The organism is Cupriavidus basilensis OR16 (assembly GCF_000243095.1).
Taxonomy (GTDB): Bacteria; Pseudomonadota; Gammaproteobacteria; order Burkholderiales; family Burkholderiaceae; genus Cupriavidus; species Cupriavidus basilensis_D.
Genome location: NZ_AHJE01000275.1, coordinates 1 through 453, shown reverse-complemented (window position 1 = coordinate 453; position 453 = coordinate 1). Strand labels below are relative to the sequence as shown.

General features: G+C 64.5%; 1 protein-coding gene. It reads left to right on the top strand.

Annotation, left to right across the window (positions count from 1 at the left end; all coding sequences use genetic code 11):
• The coding region (locus tag OR16_RS48620) for a DUF637 domain-containing protein (RefSeq protein ID WP_006164840.1) at window positions 1-453 on the top strand (453 nt) is incomplete at both ends.

Below are 453 nucleotides of genomic sequence, written 5' to 3'. Positions count from 1 at the left end.
TTTGGAAATGCGCTCAAGGGCAGTCTGGTGGCGCAGGCGGCGGCGTTGGGTGCCAATAGCATCGGCGCGAACACCGAAGCGGGTTCCTTCGAGAGTATCGCCAGCCATGCGGCCCTCGGATGTCTCGCAGGTGCGGCCGGCAGTGGTGACTGTGCGTCAGGTGCGATTGGCGGAGCCACAAGCGCGGTCGTCGCGCCGCTAGTTGGTGGGGCGCTAGGGGTCACGACCAATGCAGACCGTGAGAGCACGGTAAACCGGGTCGTGGTAACAGCGGTGGCCATGCTGGCAGGAGGCGGTTTAGCGGCAGTCCTGGGCCAGGATGGCCTGATCGCAGCTGGCGCTGCGCAGAACGAGGCCCTCAACAATTACCTGAGTAGCAAGCCCGAGCGGCAAGCGTATGAGAAGGCCAATCGGGAATGCGCGAACGGCATCTGGTCCTCGTGTGCGTCAGCC